The sequence below is a fragment of the Aurantimonas sp. 22II-16-19i genome (assembly GCF_002088275.1).
GTDB lineage: Bacteria > Pseudomonadota > Alphaproteobacteria > Rhizobiales > Rhizobiaceae > Jiella.
In genome coordinates this window covers 88,967-113,086 of the sequence record NZ_AQQS01000016.1, presented here as the reverse complement: position 1 = coordinate 113,086, position 24,120 = coordinate 88,967, and the positions used below count along the sequence as shown (strand labels likewise).

Annotated in this window: 26 protein-coding genes; 16 read left to right on the top strand and 10 right to left on the bottom strand. The window is 66.7% G+C overall.

The annotated features are described in order from the left end of the window. The first annotated feature begins 116 nt into the window (after positions 1–116). The 5 genes from ATO4_RS14335 (at position 117) to ATO4_RS14315 (ending at position 3,548) form a co-directional block, all read left to right on the top strand. On the top strand, positions 117–956 hold the full coding sequence (locus tag ATO4_RS14335) for a protein-glutamate O-methyltransferase (RefSeq protein ID WP_280940500.1): 840 nt from the start codon (positions 117–119) through the stop codon (positions 954–956). Positions 957–1,079: 123 nt separating this feature from the next. Next, entirely contained in the window at positions 1,080–2,111 is a 1,032-nt protein-coding gene (locus ATO4_RS14330) for a chemotaxis response regulator protein-glutamate methylesterase (protein WP_083592214.1), read from the top strand. An 87-nt stretch (positions 2,112–2,198) separates the two neighbouring features. Next, on the top strand, positions 2,199–2,588 hold the full coding sequence (locus tag ATO4_RS14325) for a response regulator (protein ID WP_083592213.1): 390 nt from the start codon (positions 2,199–2,201) through the stop codon (positions 2,586–2,588). 32 nt (positions 2,589–2,620) lie between these two features. Beyond that, the gene (locus tag ATO4_RS14320) at positions 2,621–3,124 is read left to right on the top strand and encodes a chemotaxis protein CheD (RefSeq protein WP_245308756.1); all 504 of its coding nucleotides are present in this window, start codon (positions 2,621–2,623) and stop codon (positions 3,122–3,124) included. A gap of 82 nt (positions 3,125–3,206) precedes the next feature. Continuing rightward, on the top strand, positions 3,207–3,548 hold the full coding sequence (locus ATO4_RS14315; protein WP_083592211.1) for a hypothetical protein: 342 nt from the start codon (positions 3,207–3,209) through the stop codon (positions 3,546–3,548). 212 nt (positions 3,549–3,760) lie between these two features. Here ATO4_RS14315 and ATO4_RS14310 read toward each other — a convergent pair whose 3' ends face one another. The 5 genes from ATO4_RS14310 to rpsF all read right to left on the bottom strand — a co-directional run bounded on the left by ATO4_RS14310 (position 3,761) and on the right by rpsF (position 8,028). Continuing rightward, positions 3,761–5,044: a cyclopropane-fatty-acyl-phospholipid synthase family protein gene (locus ATO4_RS14310; RefSeq protein ID WP_083592210.1), complete on the bottom strand. Its 1,284-nt coding sequence runs from the start codon at positions 5,042–5,044 to the stop codon at positions 3,761–3,763. Between the two features lie 363 nt (positions 5,045–5,407). Continuing rightward, positions 5,408–6,010 (bottom strand): 50S ribosomal protein L9, encoded by a 603-nt coding sequence (gene rplI / locus ATO4_RS14305; RefSeq protein ID WP_083592209.1) that lies wholly within the window; start codon positions 6,008–6,010, stop codon positions 5,408–5,410. Between the two features lie 59 nt (positions 6,011–6,069). After that, complete coding sequence (locus tag ATO4_RS14300; protein ID WP_083592208.1) at positions 6,070–7,044, bottom strand: hypothetical protein; 975 nt, start codon at positions 7,042–7,044, stop codon at positions 6,070–6,072. Between the two features lie 270 nt (positions 7,045–7,314). Beyond that, positions 7,315–7,563, bottom strand: coding sequence for a 30S ribosomal protein S18 (gene rpsR / locus ATO4_RS14295; RefSeq protein ID WP_083592207.1), 249 nt, complete (start codon positions 7,561–7,563; stop codon positions 7,315–7,317). Positions 7,564–7,569: 6 nt separating this feature from the next. Continuing rightward, on the bottom strand, positions 7,570–8,028 hold the full coding sequence (gene rpsF / locus ATO4_RS14290; RefSeq protein ID WP_083592206.1) for a 30S ribosomal protein S6: 459 nt from the start codon (positions 8,026–8,028) through the stop codon (positions 7,570–7,572). Positions 8,029–8,423: 395 nt separating this feature from the next. Between rpsF and ATO4_RS14285 the strand changes: the two genes are divergently transcribed. The 4 genes from ATO4_RS14285 (at position 8,424) to ATO4_RS14270 (ending at position 12,001) form a co-directional block, all read left to right on the top strand. Then, a complete protein-coding gene (locus tag ATO4_RS14285) occupies positions 8,424–8,828 on the top strand; it encodes a DUF6152 family protein (RefSeq protein ID WP_083592205.1) in 405 nt (134 codons plus the stop codon). 7 nt (positions 8,829–8,835) lie between these two features. Beyond that, positions 8,836–9,315: a hypothetical protein gene (locus ATO4_RS14280; protein ID WP_083592204.1), complete on the top strand. Its 480-nt coding sequence runs from the start codon at positions 8,836–8,838 to the stop codon at positions 9,313–9,315. Positions 9,316–9,410: 95 nt separating this feature from the next. After that, entirely contained in the window at positions 9,411–9,965 is a 555-nt protein-coding gene (locus ATO4_RS14275; protein ID WP_083592203.1) for a hypothetical protein, read from the top strand. Positions 9,966–10,396: 431 nt separating this feature from the next. Next, positions 10,397–12,001: a BCCT family transporter gene (locus tag ATO4_RS14270; RefSeq protein WP_245308755.1), complete on the top strand. Its 1,605-nt coding sequence runs from the start codon at positions 10,397–10,399 to the stop codon at positions 11,999–12,001. Positions 12,002–12,118: 117 nt separating this feature from the next. Here the strand turns inward: ATO4_RS14270 and ATO4_RS14265 are convergent, their stop codons facing one another. The 4 genes from ATO4_RS14265 to leuB form a co-directional block, all read right to left on the bottom strand. Continuing rightward, positions 12,119–13,192 carry an alcohol dehydrogenase family protein gene (locus tag ATO4_RS14265; RefSeq protein WP_245308754.1) on the bottom strand — a complete coding sequence of 358 codons (1,074 nt, stop codon included), beginning with the start codon at positions 13,190–13,192 and terminating at the stop codon, positions 12,119–12,121. A 149-nt stretch (positions 13,193–13,341) separates the two neighbouring features. After that, positions 13,342–14,511 (bottom strand): NAD(P)/FAD-dependent oxidoreductase, encoded by a 1,170-nt coding sequence (locus tag ATO4_RS14260; protein ID WP_083592201.1) that lies wholly within the window; start codon positions 14,509–14,511, stop codon positions 13,342–13,344. Between the two features lie 114 nt (positions 14,512–14,625). After that, on the bottom strand, positions 14,626–15,282 hold the full coding sequence (locus tag ATO4_RS14255; RefSeq protein ID WP_083592200.1) for a class I SAM-dependent methyltransferase: 657 nt from the start codon (positions 15,280–15,282) through the stop codon (positions 14,626–14,628). A gap of 35 nt (positions 15,283–15,317) precedes the next feature. Then, a complete protein-coding gene (leuB, locus tag ATO4_RS14250) occupies positions 15,318–16,436 on the bottom strand; it encodes a 3-isopropylmalate dehydrogenase (RefSeq protein ID WP_083592199.1) in 1,119 nt (372 codons plus the stop codon). A gap of 160 nt (positions 16,437–16,596) precedes the next feature. On the opposite strand from leuB, the gene ATO4_RS14245 reads away from it, so the two are divergent. The 6 genes from ATO4_RS14245 (at position 16,597) to ATO4_RS14220 (ending at position 21,829) form a co-directional block, all read left to right on the top strand. Continuing rightward, positions 16,597–17,535, top strand: a complete 939-nt coding sequence (locus tag ATO4_RS14245) for a peptidoglycan DD-metalloendopeptidase family protein (RefSeq protein ID WP_176222992.1) — start codon at positions 16,597–16,599, stop codon at positions 17,533–17,535. A gap of 242 nt (positions 17,536–17,777) precedes the next feature. Continuing rightward, entirely contained in the window at positions 17,778–18,698 is a 921-nt protein-coding gene (locus ATO4_RS14240) for a mechanosensitive ion channel family protein (RefSeq protein WP_245308753.1), read from the top strand. Positions 18,699–18,927: 229 nt separating this feature from the next. Continuing rightward, positions 18,928–19,725, top strand: coding sequence for a transporter substrate-binding domain-containing protein (locus ATO4_RS14235; protein ID WP_139802448.1), 798 nt, complete (start codon positions 18,928–18,930; stop codon positions 19,723–19,725). Positions 19,726–19,798: 73 nt separating this feature from the next. After that, positions 19,799–20,470, top strand: coding sequence for an amino acid ABC transporter permease (locus ATO4_RS14230; protein ID WP_083592195.1), 672 nt, complete (start codon positions 19,799–19,801; stop codon positions 20,468–20,470). Beyond that, entirely contained in the window at positions 20,467–21,117 is a 651-nt protein-coding gene (locus ATO4_RS14225; RefSeq protein ID WP_083592194.1) for an amino acid ABC transporter permease, read from the top strand. The genes ATO4_RS14230 and ATO4_RS14225 overlap by 4 nt, the downstream gene beginning before the upstream one ends. Next, a complete protein-coding gene (locus ATO4_RS14220) occupies positions 21,104–21,829 on the top strand; it encodes an amino acid ABC transporter ATP-binding protein (protein WP_083592193.1) in 726 nt (241 codons plus the stop codon). The genes ATO4_RS14225 and ATO4_RS14220 overlap by 14 nt, the downstream gene beginning before the upstream one ends. 30 nt (positions 21,830–21,859) lie before the next feature. On the opposite strand, the gene ATO4_RS14215 is transcribed toward ATO4_RS14220, so the two are convergent. Next, the gene (locus ATO4_RS14215) at positions 21,860–22,351 is read right to left on the bottom strand and encodes a thioesterase family protein (protein WP_083592192.1); all 492 of its coding nucleotides are present in this window, start codon (positions 22,349–22,351) and stop codon (positions 21,860–21,862) included. Between the two features lie 326 nt (positions 22,352–22,677). Here ATO4_RS14215 and ATO4_RS14210 point away from each other — a divergent pair, with 326 nt between their 5' ends. Then, positions 22,678–24,090, top strand: coding sequence for an FAD-linked oxidase C-terminal domain-containing protein (locus ATO4_RS14210; RefSeq protein ID WP_083592191.1), 1,413 nt, complete (start codon positions 22,678–22,680; stop codon positions 24,088–24,090). Positions 24,091–24,120: the final 30 nt, after the last annotated feature.

The window sequence follows — 24,120 nt, the reverse complement described above, 5'->3', positions numbered from 1 at the left end:
CCTGGCTGTCGGCCAGCGAGGAGAACAGGTCGGTGACGGCTACGCGTGAGTCCATGACACGCGTTTCCCAGCGAGCGGGCGATCGCGCCGCGAATCTGGGGAACGGCGAGTTCCCGATGACCGAGAACGACTTCGCGACGATCGCGAGGCTGCTCTACGAGGATGCGGGAATCTACCTCGCCGATACCAAGGCGACTTTCGTCTATTCGCGCCTGTCCAAGCGCCTTCGCACGCTCGGCCTCCAGAGCTTCCAGGACTATTGCGCGCTGGTGCAGGGCGGAGGCGGCACCAGCGAGCGGATGACCATGCTGGCGTCGCTGACGACGAACGTCACGCATTTCTTCCGCGAGATGCACCATTTCGACTATCTGCGCGACGTCCTGCTGCCACCGCTTCTCGCCGATGCCAAGCGGGGAGGGCGCGTGCGGATCTGGTCGGCCGGCTGCTCGATCGGCCACGAGCCCTATTCGATCGCCATGACGATCCTGCAGGTGCTGCCGAACGCGGCCGAGTACGACGTGCGCATCCTCGCCAGCGACATCGATCCGAACGTGGTGGCGACGGGGCGGGCGGGCATCTACGCGGCGAGCGCCCTCGAAAGCGTTCCCACCGATCTGCGCCGCAAGTGGTTCCGGCCGAGCGTCGGCGAGTCTCACGGCTCCGGCCAGGCGACCGAAATGCTCTATGAGGTGGCCGATCCGCTGCGCGATCTCGTGGCGTTCCGCGAGCTCAACCTCAACGGCGAATGGCCGATGCGGGGGCAGTTCGACGCGATCTTCTGCCGCAACGTGACGATCTACTTCGATCAGCCGACGCGCGAGAAGGTCTGGAAGCGATTCACCGAGCGATTGTTGCCGAACGGCGTGCTGTTCATCGGCCATTCCGAGCGGGTTACCGGACCGGCCCTGGAGGTCGTCGAGTTCAGCGGCAACACCTCGTATCGCAGGATCCGCTAGGTCGTCGTCGGGCGCTCGATGTCGCAACCGTGCCACCCGATGAACGAGAGCGCCGGACTTCCGGACAATGGACCGCGATCCGAAGATCCCTGAGCGAGCCTCGGGGTAGGGAGTAGACAGAAGATGTGCGCAGCGAGCGTTCTTGTCGTCGACGATTCGGTCACCATGCGGGCGCTGATCAAGCACGCGCTGAGCCGCGATCCCGACATCGTCGTCGTGGGAGAGGCATCGAATCCGTTCGAGGCACGCGACAAGATGAAGCAACTGGATCCCGACGTCGTGACCCTCGACGTCGAGATGCCGAACATGAATGGTATCGAGTTCCTCGAGAAGATCATGACGCTGCGCCCGACGCCGGTGATCATGGTCTCCAACCTCACCGCGCCCGGTGCGGCGACGACCCTCGCCGCGCTGGAAATCGGCGCGTTCGACTGCATCGCCAAGCCCAGCGCCCGCCAGGGCATGTTCACCGAGCTGCCGGGGCTGATCAAGGAAGCGGCGAAGGCCAAGTCGGGCATGGCGCGGCGGCGCAACGCCGGTCCCGCGCTGCGCCCCGCGAACGCCGAGCCGGCCAGGGATCGCCGCGTCCGCCTGCCGGACCTGATCGCCATCGGTTCGTCGACCGGGGGCGTCGAGGCGTTGATGCAGGTTCTGGCGGAGTTTCCGTCCGACTGCCCGCCGACCGTGATCGTGCAGCACTTGCCGGCGGCCTTCACCGGCTCCTTCGCGGCCCGTCTCGACCGGGCCTCGCGGGCACGGGTCAGCGAAGCCAAGGGCGGCGAGCCGCTTCTGCCGGGCCACGTCTACCTGGCGCCGGGCGGAGCGCGGCACATGGTGGTCAAGCCGGGAGCGCGGCCAAGCGTCGCACTCGTCGAGGGTGAAACCGTCTCCGGCCACCGTCCGTCCGTCGACGTGCTGTTCGCTTCGGTCGCCAAGAACTTCAGCGGCACGAGCTGCGGGGTGATCCTGACCGGGATGGGGCGTGACGGGGCACAAGGCCTGGCGGAGATGCGTCAGGCCGGCGCTCAGACGCTCGGTCAGGACGAGGAGAGCTCGCTCGTCTACGGCATGCCGCGCGTGGCCTTCGAGATCGGAGCGGTGGCCCGTCAGCTGCCGCTCGGACGGATCGCAAGGCAGATATTCAGTGGGGGATAAAACCTATAGAAATCAACGAATTCGCGACCGGAGGAGAGACTTCGTTCATCAAATTCGTGTCTACTCGGCCTCGGAAGGAATAACGCCATGAGCATCAAAGACCAACTGAAAGTACTGATCGTCGATGATCACCGAACGAGTCGTATGTTGATTCGCGACGCGTTGGAACAGCTCGGCATCAAGCAGATCGTCTTCGCCTGCGATGGCGAAGAGGCATTGAAGGCGATGATGACGACGCCGTGTCACATCATCATCTCCGACTTCAACATGCCGAAGCTCGACGGGATCCAGCTCCTGCAGGCGATCCGGTCGTACAAGAAGACCCAGAAGACGCCCTTCATCATCCTGACGAGCAAGGGCGACCGTGACCTCGTCATGCGCGCGGCGCAGCTCGGCGTGAACAACTTTCTCGCCAAGCCGATCACCGTGCCCGTCCTGAAGAAGACGATCGAAGCCGTGGTGGGACGTTTGCAATGATCTCCGGGGGGCGTCCGAACCGTATCCACATCATGCAGGGCGAAGCGAAGGTCGAGCGCGGCGAGGACACGGTCCTGACCACGCTGCTCGGCTCCTGCGTCGCCGCCTGCATCCGCGACCCCGAGGCGGGTGTCGGCGGGATGAACCACTTTCTCCTGCCAGGTAGCGGTGGCCCCGAAGCCGGGCGGAGCGAGAGCTTCGGCCTGTATCTGATGGAGGTTCTGATCAACGGCCTGCTGCAGCGCGGCGCACGCCGGGGGCATCTCGAGGCGAAGCTCTTCGGCGGAGCCCGCACCGTCGATGGCCTCTCCGATGTCGGCGCCAAGAACGCCGCCTTCGCCGAGCGTTTCCTGCAGATGGAGAACATCCGCTATCTGGGCGGTTCCCTCGGCGGGACCCGCGGCCGCCGGATCGAATACTGGCCGCATTCCGGCCGCGCCCGCCAGATCTTCTTCGAAGAGACGGCCATGCCGAAGATCCCCGTCGCCGCTCCCGCCAGGGCGCCGCAGACGATCGGCGACGTCGACCTCTTCTGACCAAGTCGCGCCGACGGCGCGGCGGTTCCCTCGCGAAATTCCAAGTGAGCCAGTCCGCAGGCCGGATCAATCGAGAGTATCAATGACGACACTTCCCCTCTCCAGCCTGCTCCAGACACTGGCCGATGAACTGCGCGCCCTCGCCGTCACCGCCGAGGAGATGCATCACCTCGTCTGCCACGAACATCTCTCCCACGATCCGGACTACATCCGCGCCGTGCAGAGGATCGACCATACCACGCAGGTGCTCGACAACCTGTCGAACTTCGTCTCCGCGGTCGGCGAGGAGACGGCCGACGGCTGGTCGATCGCCATCGGCCCGGCGCTCAGCACCATCCGGCTCTCCGAGTTGAAGCGCCGGCTGCACAAGGCCGAGATCGAGGAGATCGCGGCCAATGACGACGAACTCGAGCTGTTCGGCTGAAGCCGTGGCGAGCGGGCGGTTTTCCGAGGACCGTCCACCGCTTCCCTGCCGCGAACGCGGCGCCGAGGTGCTTTGGCGACATGAACCTTCCGACGACATAGAGAACCAGCGGCACCAACCGGGCCGCTGTTTCTTCATCGTTCGCACGCGCGGGACCGTGGCGGGCCCAAGCGCCAGCGCGTCGCACGAGCCGTGCCGGCCCGGCCGCAGCCTCACTCCGCCGCTTCGCGCTCCCGGATGTCGGAGACGTTGGCGGGTGCGACGGCCGGCGCATCGACCCGCCGCAGCCTGTCTTCCTCGGCGCTCATGTAGCCGCGGGTGATCGGCAGCGTGTCGAGGCTCTTGGTGAACTGCAGCTGGAAGACCACCAGGTTCTGCCAGCGGAACGCCGATTCCGACGCGGCGAGATAGAACTCCCACATCCTGCAGAAGCGTTCGTCGTAGAGCGCCTTGGCTTCCTCGCGATGGGCCAGGAACCGCTCGCGCCAGTGCTTGAGCGTCTCGGCATAGTGGATGCGGAGGACCTCGACGTCGGTGACGATCAGGCCATGCCGCTCGCTGGCCGCCATCACCTCGGACAGGGCAGGGATGTAGCCCCCGGGGAAGATGTATTTGGCGATGAAGGCATTGGTGTTGCCCGGGGGATCGTAGCGGCCGATCGTGTGCAGGAGCATCACGCCGTCGTCCTTCAGCACCTTCGAGCAGCGGGCGAAGAACTCGTCGTAGAAGCCGACGCCCACATGCTCGAACATGCCGACCGAAACGATCCGGTCGAACGGCCCCTCGGTCTTGCGGTAGTCCTGCAGCCGGAACTCGGCGCGATCGGCAAGCCCCGCGTCGCGCGCCCGCGCCTCGGCGATCGCCAGCTGTTCGTCCGACAGCGTCACGCCGACCACGTCGGCGGAAAGGTTGCGGGCGAGATAGAGGCCCATGCCGCCCCAGCCGCAGCCGATGTCGAGAACCCGCAGATCGTCCCGGTCGAACTTCAGCTTGGCGGCGACGTGCCGCTTCTTGGCGAGCTGCGCCTCCTCCAGCGTCGCGTCCGGACGCTCGAAATAGGCGCAGGAATATTGCCGGTCCTCGTCGAGGAAGAGGTCGTAGAGCTGGCCCGAGAGGTCGTAGTGGTGCTGGACGTTGGAGCGGGCCCGGCGCGGAGTGTTGTACTGGACGATCCGCCGCGCGCCGCGCCTGAGCTTCTCGATCGCCCGCATCCAGGGGCGGCTGGTCACGGTGTTGCCGGCATTCTGGAAGATGAGGGCGAGGACGTCGTACATCGTCCCCTCGACGACGTCCGTGCCGCCGTTCATGTAGGCTTCGCCGAACCTCAGGCTCGGATTGAGCGCGACGGCCCTCTCGGCGGCTTTGGTGTTGAAGCGCACGACCAGGGGCTTGCCCGTTCCGTCACCCCAGTTGCGGGAAGTTCCCTCGGCGTCGATGACGGTGAAGTCACCGGTGTGGATGAGGGTGTCCAGGTAGTATTTGAGAATGCGATTCATGGCGCCGATCTCCTGGCAAGAGCCGTCGGAGCACCGGGTGGTCGTCCGGGCGCAGGAGTTCCGTCGTCAAGACAAGGTCCCACAAGCCCCCGCAAGGTCTTGCGCGATACGTCAGTCGGTCGGCGATGGGCCCCTCCCGGCCGGTCGCCTCGTCGTCTGTGCCGATCGTTTTCTTTGTCCCCGCAGGCTGCGCTCAGAGGATCGACCGATGCTCCAGAGACCGCGGCGGCTGACGGCCGTCGGGTACTGGTTGCTCGTTCAACTTTGCAGGGGGAATCTTAAGCACCAATTTGCATAAGAAAAGAGCCCCGGACGACCGGGGCTCAAATTCTCGACATCAAATCGTCATTTGCCCGGCAAAATTCAGCCGGCGACTTCCTCGTCGTCGCCCTCGGCCTCACCCTCGGCAGCCTCGTCCTCGAGATCTTCCGCCGCCGCCTGGGCATAGTCCGGCTCGTCCACGCCGTAGATCGCGTCGGCCGAGGTGAGGCTCTCGCCGCGGGCCTGGCGCTCGGCCTCGTCCGGCGAGCGGGCGATGTTGAGCTGGATCCCGACGACGACCTCCGGGTGGAGACTGATCGAGACGGTGTGCAGGCCGATCGTCTTGATCGGGTTGTTCAGCTCGACCTGGTTGCGGCCGACCTTGTAGTCCTGCGCGGCGAGGATGTCGGCGATGTCGCGGGTAGACACCGAACCATAGAGCTGGCCGGTCTCGCCCGCCGAGCGCACGACGATGAAGGAGCGGCCTTCCAGGGTTTCGGCGACGCCGCGGGCCTCGGTCTTGCGCTCTTCGTTACGCTGGACGAGCTGGGCCTTCTGGGCCTCGAAGCGGGCCTGGTTGGCGGCGTTCGAGCGCAGCGCCCGGCCGGTCGGCAGGAGGTAGTTGCGGGCGTAGCCGTCGCGGACCTTCACGGTCTCGCCCATCTGGCCGAGGCGGGCGATACGCTCCAGGAGAATCACTTCCATCTTTTTGGTTTCCTTCTTTCAGTACTGAATCGATTTCAGGCGCTTGGTCGTTGCCCCGCTCAGGCGGGGGGAGGGTTCCGCATCCGACTGACCGTGTCGAAGATGCCGAGGCAGGTGAAGATGACGAGCGGGAACGAGAGGATCACGATCGCCGCATAAGAGACGAAGAGCAGGAGGCCGCGGTTCGAGCGACCGCGCGTGCGGGCATGCAGCCGGGCGAGGCCGACGAAGGTGAAGGCCATGCCGAAGGCGCCGCAGAAAACCGCCGCGACATGCTCGGCCGTCCCGGGCAGGAAGGAGCCGGCGAGGCCGGCGACGAAGAGGAACAAGGCCAGCGGCGGCAGGTGCAGGGCACTCGGGATGTCGTCCTTCGGGCGCGGCAGCCTGTCGGATATCCGGGTGACCCAGGCGGCGAGATAGAGGCCGACTCCGAGGGTCAGCGTCAGCACGGCCGGCTGGACGACCGGCACCAGCGACAGCAGCAGCCCGGCCACCGCCTCGACCTCGACTTCGCTCATCTGGCCGGCATTGCCGCTCTGGCTCAGCGCCTCGATGATTTCGGGCTTCAGCGCCTCGACGTCATAGCCGAGATACCAGCCGAGCCCAATGCAGGCGACGGCGGCCATGGCCGTGATCGCAAAGAGCACGCGCTCGAGCGGGTACCACATCAGCTGCGGACCGGCGGAAGCCGGGTGGAGGCTGGGAGAGCTTTCGGGGCGGCCCTCGGGTTCGGGATCGCCGACGGGCCGCGCGAGTCCCACGAGATGGCCGGCGATCGCCGCAGGCAGGCTCATCGCCACGAACAGGAGGACGCCGCCGGAGACGACCCCGGAGATCGCCGCCACCAGAACGGCCGAGACGATCGCGGCAATGAACCCGGCGACGCTGCCCCAACCGAGGCTGGCGATGAAGATGGGAATCGGGGCGGCGAGCGCCAGGGTGACGGCCGAGCCCGACTGCAGCACGAGGCCGGCGAAGAGCAAGGCGCTGGCCGCGCCGGCTGCCGCCGCTATGAGAAGTCTGGAAGGGCTCATCGGTTCGGTCGCTGTCCTGCGCTGGGGCAGTTAGAGGCTCGTCTGGCCCCAACTCGCTCCGCCTGAACGGGTCTCGTCCGGGCAGGCGTCGTCTATTCGGTTATCGTCAATTCAGGTGCCGTCGATACGACGGCCCGAAACGGCGATCCATCACATCGGCGTGTCGCGCGCAAAAGCTGATGCGCGCGACCAGGCCCGGTGTCCGGGGCGCGGAAGCGTCCCGGAAAGGCTAGGGCAGGTCCCGGCACCGCGAGGCCTGCCGGGGCCGACCTACTTGATGATGTAGGGCAGGAGACCCAGGAAGCGCGCGCGCTTGATGGCGCGGGCGAGCGCCCGCTGGTTCTTCTGCGACACCGCGGTGATGCGCGAGGGAACAATCTTGCCGCGCTCGGAGATGTAGCGCTGCAGGAGCCGGACGTCCTTGTAGTCGATCTTCGGCGATTCCGAGCCCGAGAACGGGTCGGACTTGCGGCGACGATGGAACGGACGGCGGGTGGGAAGCTGTGCGATATCGACCATGTGACCTTACTCCGAATCGTGATCGCGAGGACGGCGCGGACGATCGTCGTCCCGGTCCCGGCGGGGGCCGCGATCGCCGCGGTCGCCCCGATCACCACGATCCGGACGGTCGCCCCGGTCGCCGCCACGGCGCGGACGGTCGTCGCGCTTCTGCATCATCGCCGACGGACCTTCCTCATGCGCCTCGACCTTGATGGTCAGGTAGCGCAGGATGTCCTCGTTGAAGCGCATCAGGCGCTCCATCTCGTCGACGGCCGTCGACGGCGCATCGATGTTGAGCAGCGTGTAATACGCCTTGCGATTCTTCTTGATGCGGTAGGTGAGGGTCTTGAGGCCCCAGTTCTCGACCTTGAGAACCTTGCCGCCATTGTTTTCCAGAATGCCCCGGAACGTCTCCACCAGCTGATCGACCTGCTGGTTCGAGATGTCCTGGCGCGACAGGAATACGTGCTCGTAAAGAGCCATTCGCTATACGCCTTTCCGTTTCGTGTTGAGCCCGATCCAGCGGCTAAGCCTCTGCGACTTCCCAAGGTGGCCCGGAGGCCTGTTCGGAAAGGCGGCATCGAGAGCGGTCGAGAGCGGAGACACGGGAAGCAGGCGACATTCTAGCGCCATGAAGCCGGCAATCCGGCAGCCTTCCGTTCAGCCCCCAGCTGAAGACCGGGCTTTGACGAAGCGGCGCATACTACGCCCCGGCGACAAAGGCAAGGCCGGCACCCTTCACGTCAGGCATCACGCCGGCTTGAAGGATCGGCTGTCGCGGCGGGGTGTTAACCTTGCCTGTACGGCGGTTCCGTGTGCCCGGCGCCGCAACCCATGCCTATCAGAGATGCCCATCCACACAAGAAGGGAGCCCGCCCATGCGACGCTCGATCCGATTTCGCCCCGCCGCGCCGATCGCCGGCATCCTCATGGCGCTGGCCGTGCCGGCGGGGGCGCTCGCCCATCACGGCTGGGGCTGGACCGCCGACGAGGAGAGCCGCCTCGAAGGCGAGATCACCGCGATCTCCCTCGGCAATCCCCATGCCCATCTCGAGGTCGAAGCGGAGGATGGCACCTGGGAGGTCGATCTCGCCCCGCCCTATGCCACCCAGCGCGCCGGCTTCGTCGAGGGCGTTGCCAAGGCGGGAGATCGTGCGAGCTTCACCGGGCACCGGTCGCGCACTGATGGCGAAAAGCTCTTCAAGGCCGAGACGATCACCGTCGGCGGCAAGACCTACGACGTCTATCCGAACCGGACGAAGAGCCTGAAGCCCGAAGGCTGAGACGCCTGTGCTCGAGCAACTTCTCGGCCTGATCGCCCAGTCTTCGGCCGCCCAGGCATTGAAGGCCTCGCAATTCGTCTATCCGCTGGTCAACGCCCTGCACATTCTGGCGCTGGCGACGCTGTTCGGCTCGATCGCCGTCCTCGACCTCTGCATCCTTGCGAAGGCGAGGGCGGATTTCCTCGCGCCGCTCGCGCGGGTCGTGCCGCCGATCGCCGGGTCGGGACTGGCGCTGGCGGCGGCGACGGGCCTTCTGCTGTTTTCCGTCCAGCCCTTCGACTATGCGGCCAATCCGGCGTTCCTGTCGAAGCTCGTCCTGGTCTTCGCCGGGGCGGTGCATGCGATGGCGCTGCATGCGACGGCCGATTTCCGCCGCCTGCTGGCGACGGGCCGGACCAGCCTGGCGCTCGCCGTCTCTGCCGGGTTCTCGCTGCTCGTCTGGATGGCGGCGATCTTCGCCGGCCGGTTCATCGCCTTCCTCGCCTGAGGCCGCGGCGCACGAGGCGCGCGCCGGGGTTCCCTCTGGCCTTCCCGGCCAATCTTCGGCAAACTCGCGAGACGCGCAGCGGAGGAGGACCGGCCGTGGATGAAGCCGCTGGTGGCCCGAACGGCAGGTTCGGCAGTCCGGTCCGAACGCTCGTGCTGTCGCTCGCCCTCATCCTCGTCTGCGCCGGGATCGGCCGCGCCGCGGCGGGAATGGACGACCTCCTGCGCGGCACGATGGACGATGCGGCGCTGGTCGTTGCCTTCGCCGGGCGCAACCTCGAGGGCGTCTATGCGAACGCCACCCCCTGGGCGGAATCCTACGGCGCCGACGGGTCGCTCTCCTATCGCGACAGGGAGGGGGTCTGGCCGGGAGACTGGACCGTGCGCAATGCCCGATTCTGCACGTTCTACCGGACGGGGGATCTGAATGGCGGGTGCTTCCTGGTCGCGCGGCGGGGCGACAACTGCTTCGACTTCTACGCCGTCGGTGCGGCCTTCGAGCCCGGCGTGAGCTCGGACGACATCGCGGGCGGGCGCAACTGGACGGCGCGCGGCTGGTATGTCGAGGCCGAGCCGAGCTGTCCCGAGGACGAGCGGCAGATCGTCGAGCTGGTCCTGCCGGAGGGCAAGCCGGCGCCCCGGATGCAGTAAAGGCGGCCGACCTTTCGATCGACCGCCTTCGAATGTCTTCTGGGGCGTTGCCCGGCGCGTCAAGCCTGCCGCGTCAGACCCGGCGCGGCTCGCGCCGCGGGGTCTCGTGGCCTGGCTCGTCCTTGTCGCGGTTGAGGAATTTCTTCGCCACCCAGCCGACCAGCACAGCCTTCAGAATACTCCTGATCATTGTCGTCTCCATCATTGGTTCTCGTGTACGGACAACGTCGATGACGGCGATCTGGTTGCGCCCGCAAAGAGCGATGCGGCGCCGGACAGGGGGAAATCGTCTTGACGCGGGCAAGCGCAGCGTCAGTTAAAGGGCCAGGATCGTTGGAAATGAGAATGGTGGGAACGACTTGACCCGGTTAGCCGCAGACAAAGATTCGGGCAACGCAGCACAAAGCGGCACCGCCGTCGTGACTGGCCGATTGGGCCCGTTTCCTCACGTATGCCGGCCGGTCTTCCTGATCTCGGCAGGGCTGATCCTGAGCTTCCTGATTTTCGGCGCCGGCTTTCCCGAAACGGCGAACACCGTCTTTCAGGGCGCGCAGACCGGCATCGCCGACTATTTCGGCTGGTTCCTGATTCTCGTCGCCAACCTGTCCCTCGTCCTCACGGTCTACCTGGCCTTCTCGCGCTATGGCGACATCCGCCTCGGCGCGCAGACCGAGACGCCGCAATATGGACTGTTGTCCTGGGTGGCGATGCTGTTTTCCGCCGGTATCGGCATCGGCCTGCTCTACTGGGCGGTCGCCGAGCCGCTGTTCCACTTCTTCGCGCCGCCGATGGGCGAGGCGGAGAGCGTCGAGGCGGCCAAGCAGGCGATGGTTCTGGCCTTCTTCGACTGGGGCCTGCATGGCTGGGGCATCTACTGCATCGTCGCCCTGTCGCTGGCCTATTTCCACTATCGCCAGGGTCTGCCGCTGTCGATCCGCTCGGTCCTCTACCCGCTGATCGGCGAGCGCATCTATGGCCCGATGGGCCATGCGGTCGACATCCTCGCCGTCTTCGGCACGATGTTCGGCGTCGTCACCTCGCTGGGGCTCGGGGTGATGCAGATCAATTCCGGCCTGGAGACGTTTCTCGGCATGCCGAACAACATCTTCGTCCAGCTGGGCCTGATTGCGATCATCACCGGTCTTGCCACCATCTCGGTGATGCTCGGCCTCGACGGCGGCATCAAGCGGATCTCCAGCTTCAACATCTATCTGAGTTTCGCGCTGCTCGCCTTCGTCGTCATCGTCGGCCCGACGCTCTTCATCCTCGACAGCTTCATCGAGAATGTCGGCAACTACATCGGCAGCCTGGTGCAGTTCAGCTTCTGGGTCGAGGCCTATTCCGGCACCAACTGGCAGGTCGACTGGACGCTGTTCTACTGGGCGTGGTGGATCTCCTGGTCGCCCTTCGTCGGTATCTTCATCGCCCGCATCTCGCGCGGGCGCACGATCCGCGAGTTCCTGCTCGGCGTCCTCCTGATCCCGACCTCGATCCTGTTCTTCTGGTTCACCGCCTTCGGCGGAACCGCCATCAAGATGGAGCTGGATGGCAATCCCGGGCTGATCGAGGCGACCAAAAACGACTATGGCGACGCGATCTTCAAGCTGATCGAATTCTTCCCGGCAACACCGCTGGTAGGGGCGGTGATCATCGTCATGATCGTCGTCTGGTTCGTCACCTCGTCGGACAGCGCCAGCTTCGTCATCGACATGCTGACGGCCGGCGGCCACACCGACCCGCCGCGCATCCAGCGCATCTTCTGGGCCGTGACCGAAGGGGCGATCGCTGGAATGCTGGTCGTCGCGGGCGGGCTCCAGGCGCTGCAGGCGGCGGCCGTCGTCGCGGGCTTCCCCTTCGCCTTCGTGCTCCTGATCATGATGTACTCGCTGCTGCGGGGCCTCGGCCGCGACAAGCTGGTGCTCTACCGCGCCGACCAGTGGTACCAGACGGAGAAGGAAACCGACGTCAACACGCCGAACCCGTACCGGGACGAAGAGGCGCTGACCGGCCCGCCCGGGCTGACGAGCGGGGGGTGAGGGGTAGCTGCACCATCGCGCTGCGGCCCGATCGCACAAGTCGGAGCCGCAGGCGGCGCTCGAACCTTTCGTCGGGCGTCACAGGGATCGGCCGAGGATCGTCGACCGATCTCCGGGTCAGGATGGCGGGAGGAGAACGATCTTCCCCGCATGGTCCTTCGCGCCGAACGCCTCCTGAGCATCGGCGATGCGGTCCAGCGGATAGGTCGCGGCCACGAGCGGCCTGATCTCTCCCGCCTCGACATATGCGATGAGGTTCGGGAAGACGGCCTCGTCCCACGCCGTGCAGCCGATGAGGCTGATGTCCTTCAGATACATGTCGCGCAGGTCCAATTCGACGATGGGGCCTGCGATCGCGCCGGAAGAGACATATCGCCCTCCGCGTCTCAGGACCTTCAGCATCTTGCCGAAGCCCGCTCCGGCCACGTTGTCGATGACGACATCGACGCTTTCCTGCCCGAGGATGGCGACCGGATCGTCGTGCCGCGTCAGGATATCGTCCGCACCGATGTCCCGGACCATGTCACGCTTTGCGGCGCTGGTAATCCCAATGACCTTCGCGCCGCGGCGCCTGGCGAGTTGAACCACCGCGGAGCCGACGCCGCCCGACGCGCCGGGGACCAGAACACGCATATCCTTCCCGACGCCGGCTCGCTCCACCATGTTCTCGGCGGTTCCGAAGGCACAGGGGAGCGAGGCGAGTTCCGCATCGCTCCAGTCGCAATCGACGGCGAAGGCCTCGTGAGCCGGAACCTTCACATATTGAGCGAAGGCGCCGTCGAAGTCGGAGCCGAGCCAGACGGTTTTCATGCTGCCGAAGCCGTGCATGCGCATGCAGGGGCGCACGATGACACGCTCGCCGATCCGCGGCAGATCGCCATCGGATCCCGCGGCGACGATCCGGCCGCAGCAATCGGTTCCCTGGACCAGGGGGAAGGGCGTCGCCGAATTCCATCCGCCATCGGCGGGGTTTTCGCGCTCGCCGGTTTCGCCCGTCCCCTGTCGGATGGACGACGAGTACCAGCCGAGCCGCGTGTTGATCTCGGTGTTGTTGACCCCTGCCGCCAGGACCTGAAGAAGGACTTCGCCGGGTCCCGGCGTCGGCACCGGGACGTCGCGCAGCTCGAGCTTCTCGTATCCGCCGGTTCCGGTGGTTACGACGGCCTTCATCATCCGGTCAGATCGCAGCATTCCATCTCTCCGGCTGTTCGACATGCTCGTCGCCGGACCTTATCGCATAGGCCGGGCGCGTCCCGCATGATTGCCGTTCTCGATGGCGCGAGGAGGGCACGCTTTTATCCCGGCCGGACCGCCGCAGGCGGATGGGACGGCCGCCCGTCTCAACGAGACTGCGCCGCGATCGCCCGCCCCGCCGCCACACCCGAAGACCAGGCCCACTGGAAATTGTACCCGCCGAGCCAGCCAGTGACGTCGACGGCCTCGCCGATGGCGTAGAGGCCGGGGAGCTTTCGCGCTTCCATGGTCTTGGAGGAGAGTTCGGCGGTGTCGATGCCGCCGGCGGTGACTTCGGCCTTGGCGTAGCCTTCGGTGCCGGTCGGACGGAAGGTGAGGCGGGTGAGCGTCTCGGCGGCTTCGTCGAGCACGGCGTCGGGGAGATTGCCGAGTTCGGCGGTGAGGCCGATGCGGGCAGCGAGCGCCTCGGCGAGGCGGTTCGGCAGGTGCTCGGCGAGAGCGGCTTTGAGATGGGCGCGGGGCATTGTCCGCTTGGCGGCGCGCAGATGGCTGGCGGCATCGTCGAGGACTGAGAGCGCGATCGTCTCGCCGGGCGACCAGTAGGACGAGATCTGCAGGATCGCCGGACCCGACAAGCCCTTGTGCGTGAACAGGGCGGCTTCTTCGAACGCGATGTCGCGGGTTCGGGCAACGACCGGGCAGGCGACGCCGGAGATCTCCTTGAACAGCCGCTCCTCGCCGCCGAGGGTCAGGGGCACCAGCGCCGGGCGCGGCGGCACGACCGCGAGGCCGAACTGCTCGGCGATGGCATAGGCCCGGCCGGTCGCGCCCATTTTGGGGATCGACGGCCCGCCCGTGGCGACGACGAGGTTCGGCGCCGAATCCCTGCCGACCGTGAACCGGCCCCCCACATGGCCGATCTCGCCGATTGGGGTGGACAGCCGGATCTCGACGCCGCCGCGGCGGCACTCCTCCAGGAGCATGTCGACGATCTGCCTCGCAGAGCCGTCGCAGAACAGTTGGCCGAGGGTCTTTTCATGCCAGGCGATGCCATAGGCTTCGACGAGCGCGAGGAAGTCCCACTGGGTGTAGCGCTTCAGCGCCGACTTCACGAAATGCGGGTTTTCGGAGAGGAAGCAGCGTGGCTCGATGCCCAGATTGGTGAAGTTGCAGCGCCCGCCGCCGGAGATCAGGATCTTCTTGCCCGGTTCGTCCGCATGATCGAGGACGAGGATGCGGGCGCCCGCCTGTCCGGCCGTCGCCGCGGCGAGGAGGCCGGCACCGCCGGCCCCGAGGATGATGGCGTCGTAGATCATGGGCGGCTTCTATGGCACGGTGCCGCCGGCGGGAAGCCTCGCGAGGCCCCCGGATCACCAAATGATCGTCACGGCGAGCACTGGCGGCGGCGATGAAGGGCCGGTGGGCCCGGCCTAGATCTTCATGAGGTGGGCCAGCGAGCCCGCGGGATGCCACCAGTGCTCGCTGGTGCGAAAAGCCGGAACGATCGTCTCGACGTCACTGCGCCGCGAAAACTCCGCAACGGCGTCCATGACCGGCTGGCCGGGATAGCTGTCGTGAACCAGAATGTGACCGCCGGGACGCATGAGGTCGATCCAGTTCTCGAGATCGTCCATGCATCCCTCGTAGGAATGGTCCCCATCGACCCAAAGAACATCGAATCCCGTGATGCTGGGGTAACGGGTCTTTCGCGAATCGCCGACGATCAATTCGACATTGGCGCCGATCTGGAGGGACTGGAAGATCTCCAGGAGCTTTTCGTCGTCACGCGGGGCAAGATCGATCGACCAGATCGGGACTGTCGGAGCGGCGCAGCTGAGGAGCAGTGTGCTGCCCCCATGGAGCCGGCCCGTCTCCAGAATCCCGATCTTGGACCGTTCGGCGATACGGAAGAGATACTCCGCTTCCCAGGGCTCCATGCGGATGAATTCGCGCTCGATCTCGGTGTCTTTGGGAAGCGTATAGGGGCGTTTGTTCGCCAGCATCTTCGGCCCGTTATCGCTGGGCTTGCGGATGTGCTTCGTGCGAACCGATGCCCCGAAACGCCTGCGGAACTCCTCGTAGTGCATCGCGGTTTCCCTTTTGTTTTTTATCTGCGACGCGCTCAGCTGCCGACAAGCTTGGCTTGGAACAGCTCTGCAACCGCGTCGCCCATGCCGCTCGTGCCGACCTCCGTGCAGCCCGGCGCCATGATGTCGCCGGTGCGGATGCCGGCCTCCAGTGTCTCGGCGATGGCGGCTTCCAGCGCGTCGGCCTCGGCGACCATGCCGAAGGAATAGCGCAGGCCCATGGCGAGCGAGGCGATCATGGCGAGGGGATTGGCCTTGCCGGTGCCGGCGATGTCCGGGGCTGAGCCGTGCACCGGCTCGTAGAGCGCCTTGCGCTTGCCCGTCGTCGCATCGACCGCGCCCAGCGAGGCCGAGGGCAGCATGCCCAGCGAGCCGGTCAGCATCGCCGCGATGTCGGACAGCATGTCGCCGAAGAGATTGTCGGTCACGATGACGTCGAACTGTTTTGGCGCGCGAACCAGCTTCATGCCGCCGGCGTCGGCGAGCTCGTGCTCGAGGGTCATCTCGGGATACTCTTCCCGGTGCACCCGCGTGACGACCTCGTTCCAGAAGACGCCAGACTTCATCACGTTGCGCTTTTCCATCGAGGTCACCTTGCCCCGGCGGGTCTTGGCGAGGTCGAAGGCGGCCCTGGCGATGCGCTCGATCTCGTAGGTCTCGTAGACCTGCGTGTCGATCGCCCGCTTCTGGCCATTGCCGAGGTCGATGATCTCCTTGGGCTCGCCGAAATAGACGCCGCCGGTGAGTTCGCGCAGGATCAGGATGTCGAGACCCTCGATGATCTCGCGCTTCAGGGACGAGGCGTCGGCGAGGGCCGGATAGCAGATGGCGGGGCGCAGATTGGCGAAGAGCTCCATCTCCTTGCGCATGCGCAGGAGGCCAGCCTCGGGCCGCATCTCGTAAGGGACGCCATCCCACTTCGGACCGCCGACCGCGCCGAACAGCACGGCGTCGGCAGCTTGCGCGAGCTGCATCGTCGCCTCGGAAATCGGCGCGCCCTCGGCATCGTAGGCCGAGCCGCCGACGAGGGCCGTCTCGGTCGCAAAGCCCGCATCGGCGACGTCGTTGAGGACCGCGATCTGCTTTTCCACCTCGACCATGATCTCGGTGCCGATGCCGTCGCCGGGAAGGAGCAGGAGCGTCTTCGATGCCATGGTGATCTCGATGTGGTAGGAGGTGGAAAAGAGGAACTGACGAGCGGTGGAATAGAATTTGCGGCGCGGCTTGGCAAGAATGATGCGATACGCGCGCCGGGCGCGTCCCGGCCTGCTCGCGGGCGCTACGGCAGCGTTGGCCGTCCTCGCCGGAGCCTGTGTGGCGAAGGCTGCGGATCTGGCCGTACCGCTCGACTGCCGGGCGGGCGTCACCTGCTTCGTCCAGCAATATCCCGATTTCGATCAGGGGCCAGGTGCCGTCGATCCGTTCTGCGGCACCAAGACCTATGACGGCCACGACGGGACCGACATCCGCGTCCTGTCGATGGCGGACGTGGCGCGGGGCGTGCCGGTTCTGGCGCTCGGCGAGGGCCGCGTCTTGCGCGGCCGCGACGGCGTGCCGGACCGTCTGGTGCGCACCGAGGAGGATCGTGCGGCAGTGGCCGATCGCGAATGCGGCAACGGCCTCGTGGTCGAGCTGGAAGGGGGGCTCGAGGCGCAGTATTGCCATCTCAAACAGGGGTCCATCGCGGTCCGGCCGGGCCAGACGGTCGCGGCCGGCGATGTCGTCGGCATGGTCGGCGCCTCCGGCAACGCGCAGTTTCCCCATGTCCATCTGACGCTGCGCAGGGGCGGGACCGCCGTCGACCCCGCGACCGGACGCACGCTCGCCGCCGGTTGCCTCCTCGATCCCGCCAAGGGCGCGCCGCTCTGGGGTGAGGCGGCAAGGGACTGGCTGAAGGCCGCCGACGATCCGATCCTGGCGATCGGCCTGTCGGGCGCGCCGCCCTCCTACGACCGGCTGGTCGAGGCGGGGCCACCGGCGGATCTGAAGGCCGGCGACGGCGCGACGGTCGGCTGGGGCTGGTTCTCCAATCTCGTCGGGGGGGACCGCGTCCATATCGTCATCACCGCGCCGGACGGCAGCGTTCTCTCCGACACGACCAGCGAGGCACTGGATCGTTCGAAAGCCGCCTTCCTGCAGTTCTCCGGCCGCAAGCGGCCGCCGCAGCCAGGCATCTACAGGCTCGCCGTCGAGGTGCTGCGCGCGGGCCGTGTCGTGGCGCAGAGGCAGGCCAGCGTCGACATCGACGGTTGACGCCGAAGTCTCGATAGACACGGTGCGGGGCAGGGCCGCTCATCGACCGCTCCGAAGCGGTGCGAGACGCCATGCTGGCGGGATGATCCGGGGCGGCGCCAAAACTCCCCGAAATGACCACAATCGGTAAAGCTTCGCTTAACCCAGTCGGCGCAATAACCGGGCAGCCCAGATCGAGATCGCCCAACTGTCCTGCCGCGTGCGCATCCCCGATGCGTCGCGGCGATGGCGGAGTTTTACCGTTGCCCCTCTTCATCCCCTCGCGCATCGCCGACAACATGACCGCCACGCTGGTCCTGATCGTCGGGCTCCTGGCCTGCAGGATGATCGCCGAAGCGATCGTCGCACGTCGCTCCGACCCGGTCGCGCTGCGCCGCCACAAGTTCAAGATCCGGGCGCTGTGCAACGTCGTCCTGGCGATCGGCCTCCTGGTCATCTGGCTGTCCGAGATCCAGGACATGATGCTGTCCCTGACGGCCGTCCTCGTCGCCGTCGTCGTCGCGACCAAGGAACTGATCATGTGCGCGGCAGGCTCGCTGCTGCGCTTCGGCGGCCATCTCTTCAAGGTCGGGGACCGGATCGAGCTGTCGGGCATCCATGGCGAGGTCATCGACCACGGCCTGTTCTCGACCACCATCGTCGAACTGCCGTCCCACAGCCTCGGCGCGGCGGCCACCGGGCGCACCGTCATGCTGCCGAACTCGGTGCTCTTGACGGGCATCGTGCGGGTCGAGGCGCAGCCGCGCCACTATTCGCCCCACCGCTTCACTTTGACCCTCGAGCAGCCCCAGTCGCCGGGCCGCGTCATCGCGGCGATCGAGAAGGCCGCCGACGCGGCGCTGACGCCCGACCGGGAACTCGCCGCGCGCTTCCACCAGTTCGCTGCCCGCAAGGCTGGCTTCGATACGGCCGGGCCTCAGACGGAGGTCAGCGTCGCCACCAGCGACCTCGGCAAGCTGCAGTTCCACGTGATGGTCTACTGCCTCGCCAAGGACGCCCGCGCCTTGGAGCAGGCGATCCTGCTCGCCGTCCTCGACGAGCTGGGGATCGGCGGCGCCGAAAAGGCACCGGCGCGCCCGGCCGAGGCGGTGCTCACCGAGCTCGCCCGGCAGCTCCGCGAGGGACCCGGCAAGGAGCGCCGCGACGCCGCCAAGGCTGCGTGAGGCTGGCCTCGAAACTGCTCAGGAAGTGGCCAGACTGCCGCTTTCCCGGGCCCTGTCGATCGCAGGTGTGCCCAAGGGTTGGACGGATGATGCACGGCTGTGCGGCGATTCAGCCTTTTCGATCGCGGTAAAAGCCCGCCTCGTCCGGATCCTTCCGCCGGTCTGGCATGGCGCTTGCTGTCCTGCGGCAAGCGCCAGCGACGCGCCATGCCAGACCGGAAGGATCATGATGAACCGACGTAACCTCTTCGCCCGTCTCGCGGGCGCTGCCCTTGCCCTCACCGCGGCCCTCGTCGCCGTCTCGCCGGCCAGCGCCGACGGGCTCGACGCGATCATGGAGCGCGGCACGCTGCGCGTCGCCGTTCCCCAGGATTTCCCGCCCTTCGGCAGCGTCGGCACGGACATGGCGCCCCAGGGCTACGACATCGACATGGCCGGCCTCATCGCCAAGGAGATGGGCGTGACGCTCGAACTCGTGCCGGTGACGAGCGCCAACCGCATTCCGTATCTCCAGACCAACAAGGTCGACCTCGTCATCTCCAGCCTCGGCAAGAACGCCGAACGCGAGGCGGTCATCGACTTCTCCACCGCCTATGCGCCCTTCTACAACGGCGTCTTCGGGCCCAAGGACAGCGGCGTCACCAAGGCGGAGGATCTCGCCGGCAAGGTCGTCGGCGTCACCCGCGGCTCGGTGGAAGACCTCGAGCTGACGAAGATCGCGCCGAGCGACACGACCATCAAGCGCTACGAGGACAACAACGGCACGATCTCGGCCTTCCTGTCGGACCAGGTCGATCTCGTGGCGACCGGCAACGTCGTCGCCGCGGCGATCCTCGCCAAGAACCCGCCGCGCAAGCCCGAGCCGCTGTTCCTGATCAAGAACTCGCCCTGCTACATCGGCATGGCGAAGAACGAACCGAAGCTGAAGGAGAAGGTCGACGCGATCATCGCGGCGGCGAAGGAGGACGGCAAGCTCGACGCGATCAGCGAGACGTGGCTCGGCATGAAGCTGCCGGAAACGCTCTGATCGCGCCGACGGGCAGGCGCGCAACCAGCGCCCGCCCGTCCGCCGCCATCCGCGCAGCGCCGGGGCAGGATCATTGACCTACACGTTCAACTTCGACTGGATCGCCCAGTATTATCCGGTCATCGTCAAGGGCATCCTGATCACGCTCGAACTGACGATCGTGGGCGGCGTCCTGGGCATCGCCCTCGGCATCGCCTGCGCCTTCGTCAAGCTCTACGGATCGGGACCGCTGCGCTTCGTCGTCTCGGCTTATGTCGAGCTGATCCGCAACACGCCGTTCCTCGTCCAGCTGTTCTTCATCTTCTTCGGGCTGCCGGCGATGGGCATGCGTCTCGGCGAGCTCGAAGCCGCCAACATCGCGATGGTGATCAATCTCGGCGCCTATGCCTGCGAGATCGTGCGCGCCGGCATCCAGGCGACGCCGAAGGGCCAGTTCGAGGCGGGCGTCTCCCTCGCCATGACGCGGCTCGAGACGTTCCGCCACGTGATCCTCGTCCCATCGCTGCAGCGGATCTGGCCGGCGCTGTCGTCCCAGGTGGTCATCGTCATGCTCGGCTCGGCGGTGGTCTCGCAGATCGCGGCGGAGGACCTGACCTACGCCGCCAACTTCATCCAGTCGCGGACCTTCCGGGCCTTCGAGGCCTATTTCGTGACCACCGTCATCTATCTGTGCCTGGCGATCCTGTTGCGGCAGGCGATGGCCTTCGTCGGCCACCTGATGTTTCCGCGGCGGGCCTCCCGATGACGGACTTCACGCTCTGGGACATCGCGCGCAACCTGCTTCTCGCCCTGCGCTGGACCGTCGCCCTGTCGCTGGTCTCCTTCGTCGGCGGCGGTCTCGTCGGCCTCCTGGTGCTGTTTGCGCGGATCTCGAAGGCCCGGCCGCTGCGGCTCGCGGCAAAGTTCTACATCGAGCTCCTGCAGGGCACGCCGCTCCTGATGCAGCTGTTCCTCGCCTTCTTCGGCCTCGGCCTCTTCGGCATCTCCGTTCCGGCGTGGCTCGCGGCCGGCGCCGCGCTGATCCTCTGGACGGCGGCGTTTCTCGGTGAGATCTGGCGCGGCTGCGTCGAAGCGATCGCCAAGGGCCAGTGGGAGGCCTCCGCCAGCCTCGGCATGACGAGGCTCGAGCAGATGCGCCACGTCATCCTGCCCCAGGCCCTGAAGATCGCCGTGCCGCCGACCGTCGGCTTTTCGGTGCAGGTGGTGAAGGGAACGGCGCTGACCTCGATCATCGGCTTCGTCGAATTGACCAAGGCCGGCACCATCGTCACCAACGCGACCTTCCAGCCCTTCACCGTCTACGGGCTCGTGGCGCTGTTCTACTTCGCCCTGTGCTGGCCCCTGTCGCTGACGAGCAAGTTCCTGGAGAGAAAGCTGAATGTCTCTCATTGAGATCACCGACGTCCACAAGCGCTTCGGCGAGAACGAGGTGCTGAAGGGCATCGACCTCGACATCGACAAGGGCGAGGTCATCGCGATCATCGGCAAGAGCGGCTCCGGCAAGTCGACGCTTTTGCGCTGCATCAACGGTCTGGAGACGATCAACGCCGGCACCATCAGCGTCGGCGGCGTGCAGCTTGCGACGGAAGAGAAACAGTTGCGGGCCCTGCGCCAGAAGGTCGGGATGATCTTCCAGCAGTTCAATCTGTTCCCGCATCTGTCGGCGGGGCGCAACGTCATGCTGGCCCAGACGGTGGTCAAGAAGACGCCGAAGGACGAGGCGCGGCGGGTCGCCGAGGAGATGCTCGACCGGGTCGGCCTCGCCCACCGCTTCGACGCCCTGCCGGAGGAGCTCTCCGGCGGCCAGCAGCAGCGCGTCGCCATCGCGAGGGCGCTCGCCATGAAGCCGGCGGCGCTGCTCTGCGACGAGATCACCTCGGCGCTCGATCCCGAGCTCGTCGCCGAGGTGCTGCAGGTGGTGCGCCGGCTCGCTCAGGAGGGCATGACGCTGATCACCGTCACCCACGAGATGAACTTCGCCCGCGAGGTCTGTTCGCGCGTCGTCTTCATGCATCTCGGCCGCGTTCACGAGATCGGCCGGCCGGAGGAGGTCTTCGGGGCGCCGAAGACGCCCGAGCTGCGGCAGTTCCTCGGCGTTCACTGACGCCGGGAGGAGCCCCCGCGCGGTTCTCGCTCAGCTGCCGAGCGGCCGGATCGACCGGCAGAGGTCGGCGGGGCGGGGCAGATGCGCATGGGCGGCGGCGGCGGCCGACACGCTCGTGAAGGTTCCAGCCGGGAAGGGCGCCACCTTTGGCGTTTCGCCGCGCTGGTCGACCGACAGGCTGAGATTCTCCAGCGTCGCGGCGAGCCAGCCGCCGACATGGTGCATCTCCTGGAAGAGATGCAGCCGCTTCTCGTCGATGCCGACGATCTGCGAGGAGACGATCACCCGCGAGCCAGGCGGTACCTCCTTCAGATACCGCACATGCGCCTCGGCCGTGTAGGTGGTGAAGCCGGTCCGCTCGCGGTAGCGCTCGCCGAGCCCCATCGCGTCGAAGAGATCGTCGATGCCGCGGTCGAAGAGAACGTGATAGTAGGCAAGGTTCAGATGGCCGTTATAGTCGATCCAGGCCGGCTCGACGGCGAGTTCGCGGGAGCGGTACGGCGCTGGGATGGTCGAGGGCATGCCGGGCGGTCTCCTTCTTTGCGGGCACCTGCCGTTGTTCGGGCGGTCACGGCGAATGTCAAATCCGCCAGCGCCGTGCCGCCCCCGCCGCCTCGCCCCCGCCGCCTGACCGGGCATCATGAGCCGTTGCGTGCGCCTGGACTTCTCGCCGGCGGGCCGGTGTGGCAGACCGGGCGCTGGCGGGGCCGCGGAGGATTTTGCCAATTCGCGGGCAAGGCATTGATCGCAATGACCGAGCTGGGTCAGTCTGGCGGGAGAGGAATGCCCGATTCTCCTGCCTGTGCCGCAGCCGGGATCGCGGCGACGAGGGCAGGAGGAGACGTTTTATGGCGCTTCGAGACATTCTGGCCGAGACACGGCCGCGCCGGAGCGGCATTGCGACCGCGGTGGCGCGCCTGAAGGAAAGCTTCGGCGAACGCGTTGCGACCGGCGAGGACGTGCGCCGCGCCCATGCCCACACCATGACCTACATTCCGAACCAGGCGCCGGACGCCGTGGTGTTCGCGCAGTCGGAGGAAGAGGTCCAGCGCATCGTGGCGATCTGCGCCGAAAACGAGGCGCCGATCATTCCCTTCGGCGTCGGCTCGTCGCTGGAAGGCCACGTCAACGCGCCGGAAGGCGGTATCTCCCTCGATCTGTCGCAGATGGACAAGGTGCTCGCCGTCCATGCCGAGGACCTCGACTGCATCGTCGAGCCGGGCGTCACCCGCGAGGCGCTCAACGCCCACCTGCGCGACACCGGCCTGTTCTTTCCCATCGATCCCGGCGCCAATGCCAGCCTCGGCGGCATGGCGGCGACAAGGGCCTCCGGCACCAATGCGGTGCGCTACGGCACCATGCGCGACAACGTCATCTCGCTGACCGCCGTCATGGCCGACGGGACGATCATCCGGACCGCGCGCCGGGCGAGGAAGACCTCCGCCGGCTACGACCTGACGCGGCTCCTCGTCGGGTCGGAGGGCACCCTCGGCGTCATCACCCGGCTGAACCTCAAGCTCTACGGCATCCCGGAGGCGATCCTGTCCGGCGTCTGCCCGTTCCCGACCGTGCGGGATGCGGTGAACACGGTGATCCAGACCGTCCAGTCCGGCATTCCGGTGGCCCGGATCGAGCTTCTCGACGCCCAGTCGATGGTCGCGGCGAATGCCTATGCCAAGCTCGACATGAAGCCCCAGCCCTCGCTGTTCGTCGAGTTCCACGGCTCGCCGGCATCCGTCGCCGAACAGGCCGAGACCTTCGGCATTCTGGCCGCGGACAATGGCGGCGGCGCGCTGGAGGCCTCCGCCCGGCCCGAGGAGCGCAGCCGGCTGTGGAAGGCGCGGCACGACATGTACTGGGCGTCGGTGGCGCTGCGGCCGGGCTGCCGGGCTATCGCGACGGACGTCTGCGTTCCGGTTTCCCGGCTCGCCGACTGCATCGGCGAGACCCAGGAGGATCTCGACGCGAACGGCCTGATCGGCCCGATCATCGGCCATGTCGGCGACGGCAACTTCCACGTCACCCTGCTCCTCGACATGGAGGACCGGCGCGAGATCGACGCGGCCGAGGGCTTCATGGCGCGGCTCGCCCGGCGGGCGGTCGACATGGACGGGACCTGCACCGGCGAGCACGGGGTCGGCCAGGGCAAGCGCGGCTATCTGGAGGCCGAACTCGGCGCCAGCGTCGACGTGATGCGGGCCATCAAGGCGGCGCTCGACCCCAAGCGGATCATGAACCCCGGCAAGATCTTCATGCCGTGACGCAACATTTGCCCCTCGACATTCCGGGTC